Below are 7417 nucleotides of genomic sequence, written 5' to 3'. Positions count from 1 at the left end.
CCGCAAGGTCGGCAGCTTGGCCGCAAGGTCGGCAGCTTGGCCGCAAGGTCGGCAGCTTGGCCGCAAGGTCGGCAGCTTGGCCGCAAGGTCGGCAGCTTGGCCGCAAGGTCGGCAGCAGGGGCGGCAGCCCGGCCCGGGTCGGCGCTTGCCTCCTCGGTCGGCAGTTTCCTGCGAGGTCGGCACTCTGCATCGAGGTCGGCACAGGCCTGTGCCGACCTCGATGCAGAGTGCCGACTTTGCGTCGCAAACTGCCGACCCCGCGCCCCAACGCGCACCCAGCGCGGCAACCTGCCGACCCCGACCGCGACGCGCACCCAGCACCGCAAACTGCCAACCCCGACGGCGACGCGCATCCAGCGCCGCAACCTGCCGACCCCGACCGCAAGGCGCACCCAGCACTGCAACCTGCCGACCCCGCGCCCCAAGGCGCACCCAGCGCGGCGAGCTGCCGCTAGCGGCTCGCGCGGACCAGGCTCGTGACGGCCGCGGCGAGGTCGCGCAGACGGGGCGCGGTGCGGGCGATCAGGTCGTCCAGCCCCACCGGGCCGGGCGCGATCGAGAACGCGGCGGCGATCCCCGCGGCGCGCGCCTGTGCCTCCGGCAGCAGCACCTGGCCGGCCAGCACCACGACGGGCGGCCGGGTGGGCGACGCCGCGGCGAGGCGCGCGACGCCGTCGGCCACCTTGCCGTTGACCGACTGCGAGTCGAAGGATCCCTCCCCCGTGATCACCAGGGCGGCGTCAGCAAGGGCGGCGGGCAGGCCGACCGCCTCGGCGACCAGCTCGGCGCCGGGGGTGGTCTCGGCGCCGAGCACCGCGATCAGCCCGGCGGGCACGCCGCCGGCGGCGCCGGCTCCGGGGAGCTGGGCGACGGAGGCACCGGTCTCCCGCGACAGCACGTCGGCCCAGTGCGCGAGGGCGGCGTCGAGGAACTCCGCATCGCCGTCCCGGGCGCCCTTCTGCGGGCCGAACACGCGCGCGGCGCCGTGCTCGCCGACCAGCGGGTTGGTGACGTCGACGGCGAGCCGCCAGCGCACCTCGCGCGCCCGCGGGTGCAGCCCGGACAGGTCGAGGGAGGTGACGGAGGCCAGCCCCTCGCCGCCGTCGGGCACCTGGTCGCCCTCGGCGTCGAGGAGGCGGACGCCGAGGCCGGTGAGGATGCCCGCGCCGCCGTCCGTGGAGGCGGAGCCGCCCAGGCAGAGCAGGACCTCGGTCACGCCCGCGTCGAGCGCCGCGCGCGCCAGGTCGCCGGTGCCGCGCGTGCTCGCGTGCAGCGGCTGCAGGGGCGCGTCGGAGACGCCGGGCAGGCCGCTGGCCTCGGCGAGCTCGACCACGGCGGTGCGCCCGTCGGGCGAGACCGCCCACCGGGCCGACGTCGGCCGCCCGATCGCGTCCACCGTCGCGGTGACGTTCGCGGCGCCGCCCCAGACGGCGAGGAGCGCGTCGAGGGTGCCCTCGCCGCCGTCGGCCATGGGCAGGCGCGTGACGACGGCGCCGGGCGCGGCGTCGAGGACGCCGTCGGCGATCGCGGACGCGACCTCGGACGCGGACAGGCTGCCCTTGAACGAGTCCGGGCAGACGACGATGTGCAGCGGCTCCACGCGCCGATCGTAGGCTGTCGCGGCCGTCACGCCGCCAGGATCTCGGCCACCGGGACCGCCTCGGCCCCGAACGCCTCGGCCACCCCGGCGTTCGTGATGTGCCCGGCGTGGGTGCTCAGCCCGCGGGCCAGGGCCTCGTCGGCCCGCAGGGCTTCGCGCCAGCCCCGGTCCGCGAGGGCCACCACGTACGGCAGCGTCGCGTTGGTCAGCGCACGGGTCGACGTCGCGGGCACCGCGCCGGGCATGTTCGCGACGCAGTAGTAGAGGGTGTCGTGCACGGCGAACGTCGGGGCGTCGTGCGTGGTGGGATGCGAGTGCTCGAAGCAGCCGCCCTGGTCGATGGCGACGTCGACGAGCACGGCGCCCGGCTTCATCACCTTGACCATGGCGTCGGTGACGATCTTGGGCGCGGCGGCGCCGGGGATCAGGACCGACCCGATCACCAGGTCCGCTCCGGCGACCTGGTCGGCCACGTCGTACGTCGTCGACACCCGGGTGCCGACGGCCCCGCCGAACCGCGCCTCGATGCGGCGCAGCGCGGGCAGCGACACGTCCAGCACGGTGACGTCGGCGCCCATGCCGAGGGCGTTCGCGGCCGCGTGCTCCCCGGCGACGCCGCCGCCGATCACCACGACCTTGGCCCGGGGCGTGCCGGGCACACCGCCCATGAGCACGCCCGTGCCGCCGTGCGGCCGCATCAGGTGATAGGCGCCCACCTGCGCGGACAGGCGCCCGGCGACCTCGCTCATGGGGCTCAGCAGCGGGAGCGAGCGGTCGGCGAGCTGCACCGTCTCGTAGGCGATGGCCGTGGTGCCCGCGGCGAGCAGCGCGTCGGTGCAGGGCGCGGACGCCGCGAGGTGGAGGTAGGTGAACAGGGTCTGGTCCGGGCGCATGAGCCCGTACTCGGGCTCGATCGGCTCCTTGACCTTGACGAGCAGGTCGGCCTCGGCCCAGACCTCCTCGGCCGTGGGGACGGTGCGCGCTCCGGCGAGCCGGTAGGCGTCGTCGTCGAAGCCCGAGCCCTGCCCGGCGCCGGCCTGCACCAGCACGTCGTGCCCACGGCGGACCAGCTCGTGAGCGCCGGCGGGCGTGAGCGCGACCCGGCTCTCGTTGTTCTTGATCTCCGTGGGAACGCCGATGTTCATAGGGTGACGGTAAGCACCTCCCGGTGTGCGGGTCCAGACCACGTTCCCGAATAGAATGTTCGGCGAACCTGCACAAGGATGTGCCCATGCTCAACCCCTGGCGCCTGCGCCTCCTGCACCAGCTGCACCTGCTCGGGACGGTGCGCGCCGTCGCCGACGCGACGCACCTGAGCCCCTCCAGCGTCTCCCAGCAGCTCTCCACGCTGGAGACCGAGGCCAGGACGCAGCTCTTCGAGCGGGTCGGACGGCGCATCCGGCTCACGCCCGCCGGCGTCACGCTCGCGGACCACGCCGCGCAGATCCTCGACCGCATCGCGGCCGCCGAGGCCGACATCGCGGACCTGCACTCGGAGCCCACAGGGGTGGTGCGGCTGTCGGCGTTCACCAGCGCGTTCCACGGCATCGTCGTGCCCGCCGTCGCCGCCCTCACCGAGGAGTACCCGCGCATCTCGGTCCAGCTCACCGAGGCAGAACCCCAGGTCAGCCGGGGTGCGCTGCAGCGCGGCGAGGTGGACGTCGCCATCTGCGCGGACTTCCCGGACGCGCCCGTGCCGCCCGACGCCGACCTCGCGCGTCTGCCGCTGACGGGCGACCGCGTGGTGCTCGTGACGGCGCGCGACACCGTGACCGGCGAGCGCTCGGGGCGGGTGGACCTGACCACCCTCGCGGGCGAGCCGTGGGCGTTCGAGCACCCCGGGGCGCACCTGGCCGACCTGGCCGAACGCCTGTGCCGGCGCGCCGGCTTCACGCCGCGGGCCGTGGCCCGGTTCGAGAGCCACGGCACCCTGCTGAGCCACGTCGAGGCCGGCCTGTCGATCACCCTGCTGCCGCTGCTCGCCGTGCACGACCGCTACGCCGTGCGCACGCTCGACCTCGTCGACCCGCCCCGGCGCGACATCCACCTGGTGGCGCGCCGCACGACGCTGGACCGCGCCGCGGTGCGCATCGTCGTGGAGGCACTCCGCGCCCAGGCGCGAAGCGCCTGATCAGGGGACCGGCGACCCCGCCCTCCGGCCGCCGGTGACCCCCCGGCCGCCGGTGACCCCCCGGCCGCCGGTGACCCGTCAGAAGTCGTCGATGTCCGCCTGCGCCCCGCGCAGCGCGTCGGCGAGCTGGCGCAGGTGGTCCAGGTCCTCCGCGTCGAGGGCGGGCCCCACGTAGTGCGCGATGGACCGCACGTGCCGGCGCCCGAGCTCCTTCTGGGTCTCCGAACCCTCCGGCGTGAGGCTCACCAGCACGCCCCGGCCGTCGTCGGGCGAGGGGTGGCGGCGCACCAGGCCGCGCTTCTCGAGCCGCTCCACCATGCGCGACAACGAGGACTGCGCCATCAGGATGTTCTCGTTGAGCTCCCGCAGCCGGAGCGTCTCGCCGGGCGCGAGCGCGAGCGTGAACAGCACGTCGTACTCACGCATGCTCAGGTCGCCCCAGATGTCGTCCGCCAGGAGCCGGCGCATCACCGTCACCTGGGCGCGAAACAACGACTCCCACGCCTCGGCGGCCTCCCGCGCCGAGGGCACCCGTCGCTCGGTCATCAGTGTGCCCACCTTGTCATCTTCGGCACGCTACCTGAATGAACTTTCAGTCACCTACCTGGGCGCGTGGTGGCGAATTTCACCATGCGAATTTCCAGCAGGCGCAGGGTTCCGGGGCGCGTCCGGTACGGCTCCGGTCACCGCCCGAGGCGGCGTTCCCGGAGGGAGAAGTCGCGCAGCGCGCGCAAGAAGTCGACACGACGGAACGCGGGCCAGTAGGCCTCGCAGAAGTAGAACTCGGTGTGCTGGCTCTGCCACATGAGGAACCCGCCGATGCGCTGCTCCCCGGACGTGCGGATGACCAGCTCCGGGTCGGGCTGCCCCTTGGTGTACAGGTGCTCGGCGATGTGCTCGACGTCGATCGACTCGGCGAGGTCCGCGAGCGTGGCCCCGTCCTTCGCGCGCTCGGTGAGGTAGGAGCGGACGGCGTCGGCGATCTCGGTGCGGCCGCCGTACCCGATGGCGACGTTGACCTGGAGACCCTTGACCCCGGCGGTGCGGTCCGCCGCGGCGCGCAGGGCGGCGGCCAGGCGCGCGGGGAGCAGGTCGAGGCGGCCGATGACGCGCAGGCGCCAGCGGCCGGACTCGGCGAGGTCGGAGACGGCGTCCTCGATGATGTCCAGGAGGTTGCTCAGCTCGTCCGCCGACCGGCTCAGGTTGTCGGTGGAGAGCATCCACAGCGTGACGACCTCGATGCCCAGCGACTCGGCCCAGCCGAGGAACTCGGTGATCTTGTCGGCACCGCGGCGGTGGCCCGTGGCCGCCGTCTCGCCGAACGAGCGCGCCCAGCGGCGGTTGCCGTCGAGCATCACACCGATGTGCCGGGGCAGCGTGGCGCCGTGCAGGGCGGACGCCAGGCGTCGCTCGTAGAGGCGGTACAGCGGGCTGGGCAGGCGCACGGATACCTCAGGGGATCGGGCCGTCGGACCCGCGGTGCGCGGTCCGGACGGCAGCTCTGACGCTGGGCTTCGTACCCGGCAGGACGTGGACAAAGGTACCCCTCGAACACGCATGTTCCTGCCGCCCCGGGCCCTCCGAGGGCACTGCACGGGCGACTCCCGCCAACCCGGCGCAGGATCTTCACAAGGCCCCTGTCCGGCCTGCGGCCACCCAACCTACGCTAGAGTAAGTTACGCGACCGTAGGTAGTGTCCCGGCACCAGGAGGGCACCGGTCGCCGACGGTGAGGAGACCACGTGGTAGACCGAGCAGACGGGCCCGATCGCCCGGCCGGCCGCCTGGACGAGGTCACGAGCAAGGTCTCGGAGACGCTCCAGGACCTCTCCACCTCCGTGTCCTCGACCGTCGAGAAGGTCGAGAAGAAGGTCAAGCCCCGCCTGCGCGGCTGGATCCACGCCGGCACCTTTCCCCTGGCCCTCGCGGCCAGCATCGTGCTGATCGCGCTCGCGCCGAGCCCGGCGGGCAAGATCTCGGCGTCGGTCTTCGGCCTGAGCGCCTGCCTGCTGTTCGGCGTCTCGGCCGTCTACCACCGTGGCAACTGGTCCCCCCGCACCGAGGCGGTGCTGCGCCGGCTGGACCACACCAACATCTTCCTGATCATCGCCGGGACCTACACCCCGCTCGCGGTGCTGCTCCTGCCCCCGGGCCAGGGCACCGTGCTGCTGGCCATCGTGTGGAGCGGCGCGCTGGTCGGGCTGCTGGCCCGCGTCTTCTGGCTGAACGCCCCCCGCTGGGTCTACGTGCCGGTCTACCTGGCCCTCGGCTGGGTCGCCGTCGCCTACATGGGCCAGTTCTGGGCCACCGGCGGGCCGGCGGTCGTGTGGCTCATCGCCGCGGGCGGCGTGGCCTACACCGCCGGGGCGATCGTCTACGGCACGAAGAAGCCGAACCCGAGCCCCGCGTGGTTCGGGTTCCACGAGATCTTCCACGTGTTCACCGTGCTCGGGTTCGCCTGCCACGTGGTCGCGATCTACCTGGCCAACCTCGCCATCTGATCGTCGGCCGCGGTGCCGTTCAGGCCCTCGCGGAACAGCTCCTCGAAGAGCGCGCCGTCCGCCGTCGTGCCCACGTGCTGGGGCGTCCCTCCCGGGACGCTCACGGTGCGGCCCGACGACGGACCGCCCAGCACGACGTCGACGGGGCGCACGCGGTAGTCGACGGCCTCGCCGGTCACGAGCGAGACGGCGGCCAGCGCGTCCCACCAGAACATGACGCCCTGCCCGATCAGCTCGGGCATGCCCGGCTGCGTCACGATGGCGTGCACCGTGCGCGCCTCGTAGGTCGCCGCCTCCGCCCCCAGGCGGTCCACGAAGGCGGGCGTGATCGGCACGTGGTTCGTGGCGTCCAGGCCGACGACGCTCACCCGGGCACGGGGCACCGTGGCGAACACGTGGTCGGCCGCGGGCGGGTCGATCCACAGGTTGACCTCCTGGGTGTTGTCGAACCCCGCGGTGGTCGAGCCGAACAGGTTGCCGCCCACGTCGAAGGCGCCGCCCATGACGACGACGCGGCCCAGGCGGTCGCGCAGCGTGCGCGGGCCCATCCGGTCCAGCGCCGCCGACACGTTGCTGAGCGGCCCCGTGGCCAGCACCGTCACCGGCGCCCGCGACGCGCGGACCGTGGCCGCGATGAGGTCGGCCGCCGCCGTCGGACCCGGCACGTCCGGGACGTCCGCGTCGCCGAGGGCGCCCGACAGGACCTGCTCGAACAGCACACGCGCCTCCGGCGGCGGCTCGTTGACCCACTCCGGCGACCCGTCCGCGACCGGCACGTCGGGCAGGCCGCAGCGGGCCAGGATGGTGCGCGCGTGCGTCAGCGAGCGCCCCGGCGTGCCCACGCCGTTGTTCACGACCGTGACGGCGCGCAGGTCGACGAGCCCGCGCTTGTCGGCCTGGCACAGGTACAGCAGGGTCGCGGCGTCGTCGAAGTCCAGGTCGGAGTCGTAGACGACGGGTACGGGCCGGGCAGGCCCGGCCGCGTCGGTCCCGCCGGGCCGCTCGACGGCGGCGGCCGGCGTCACCGCGCCGCCGGCCACGCCCAGGGCGAGCGCCGCCGACGCGAGTGCGCGAACGCTCGACGAGAACCTCCGGGCGACCACCATGACCGACTCCCTCCGACGACGGATGGAGCCATGGTGCTCGCGCGGCCGGCGCGTGCCCACGACATTCGGCGCTGTCCGAA

General features: G+C 74.0%; 7 protein-coding genes. 2 read left to right on the top strand and 5 right to left on the bottom strand.

Translation table 11 applies throughout. From position 1 onward, the window contains the following. Positions 1 to 451: 451 nt before the first annotated feature. Both ACH45N_RS23690 and ald read right to left on the bottom strand, forming a co-directional pair. Positions 452 to 1600, bottom strand: coding sequence for a glycerate kinase (locus tag ACH45N_RS23690; protein ID WP_397398411.1), 1149 nt, complete (start codon positions 1598 to 1600; stop codon positions 452 to 454). A 26-nt stretch (positions 1601 to 1626) separates the two neighbouring features. Next, positions 1627 to 2745: an alanine dehydrogenase gene (gene ald, locus ACH45N_RS23685; protein ID WP_397398410.1), complete on the bottom strand. Its 1119-nt coding sequence runs from the start codon at positions 2743 to 2745 to the stop codon at positions 1627 to 1629. A gap of 86 nt (positions 2746 to 2831) precedes the next feature. Between ald and ACH45N_RS23680 the strand changes: the two genes are divergently transcribed. Then, on the top strand, positions 2832 to 3731 hold the full coding sequence (locus ACH45N_RS23680; RefSeq protein WP_397398409.1) for a LysR substrate-binding domain-containing protein: 900 nt from the start codon (positions 2832 to 2834) through the stop codon (positions 3729 to 3731). Between the two features lie 78 nt (positions 3732 to 3809). Here ACH45N_RS23680 and ACH45N_RS23675 read toward each other — a convergent pair whose 3' ends face one another. Together ACH45N_RS23675 and ACH45N_RS23670 are read right to left on the bottom strand one after the other, a co-directional pair. Then, a complete protein-coding gene (locus ACH45N_RS23675; protein WP_377234691.1) occupies positions 3810 to 4277 on the bottom strand; it encodes a MarR family winged helix-turn-helix transcriptional regulator in 468 nt (155 codons plus the stop codon). 137 nt (positions 4278 to 4414) lie between these two features. Next, the gene (locus ACH45N_RS23670) at positions 4415 to 5176 is read right to left on the bottom strand and encodes an isoprenyl transferase (RefSeq protein WP_275006590.1); all 762 of its coding nucleotides are present in this window, start codon (positions 5174 to 5176) and stop codon (positions 4415 to 4417) included. A gap of 296 nt (positions 5177 to 5472) precedes the next feature. Between ACH45N_RS23670 and ACH45N_RS23665 the strand changes: the two genes are divergently transcribed. Continuing rightward, on the top strand, positions 5473 to 6231 hold the full coding sequence (locus tag ACH45N_RS23665; protein ID WP_397398408.1) for a hemolysin III family protein: 759 nt from the start codon (positions 5473 to 5475) through the stop codon (positions 6229 to 6231). On the opposite strand, the gene ACH45N_RS23660 is transcribed toward ACH45N_RS23665, so the two are convergent. After that, on the bottom strand, positions 6207 to 7337 hold the full coding sequence (locus ACH45N_RS23660) for a nucleoside hydrolase (RefSeq protein ID WP_397398407.1): 1131 nt from the start codon (positions 7335 to 7337) through the stop codon (positions 6207 to 6209). The two genes, ACH45N_RS23665 and ACH45N_RS23660, sit on opposite strands and share 25 nt — an antisense overlap. Between the last annotated feature and the right edge of the window lie 80 nt (positions 7338 to 7417).

It is taken from the genome of Promicromonospora sp. NPDC019610 (assembly GCF_044389365.1).
In the GTDB taxonomy this organism is placed as follows: domain Bacteria; phylum Actinomycetota; class Actinomycetes; order Actinomycetales; family Cellulomonadaceae; genus Promicromonospora.
Note: the sequence above shows the minus strand (reverse complement) of the source record. Positions and strands in the feature narration are given on the sequence as shown.

Excerpts from the sequence above, each read along its gene's own strand:
- ACH45N_RS23680 (WP_397398409.1), top strand. The coding sequence starts at position 2,832 with ATGCTCAACCCCTGGCGCCTGCGCCTCCTGCACCAGCTGCACCTGCTC.
- ald (WP_397398410.1), bottom strand. The coding sequence starts at position 2,745 with ATGAACATCGGCGTTCCCACGGAGATCAAGAACAACGAGAGCCGGGTC.
- ACH45N_RS23660 (WP_397398407.1), bottom strand. The coding sequence starts at position 7,337 with ATGGTGGTCGCCCGGAGGTTCTCGTCGAGCGTTCGCGCACTCGCGTCG.
- ACH45N_RS23675 (WP_377234691.1), bottom strand. The coding sequence starts at position 4,277 with ATGACCGAGCGACGGGTGCCCTCGGCGCGGGAGGCCGCCGAGGCGTGG.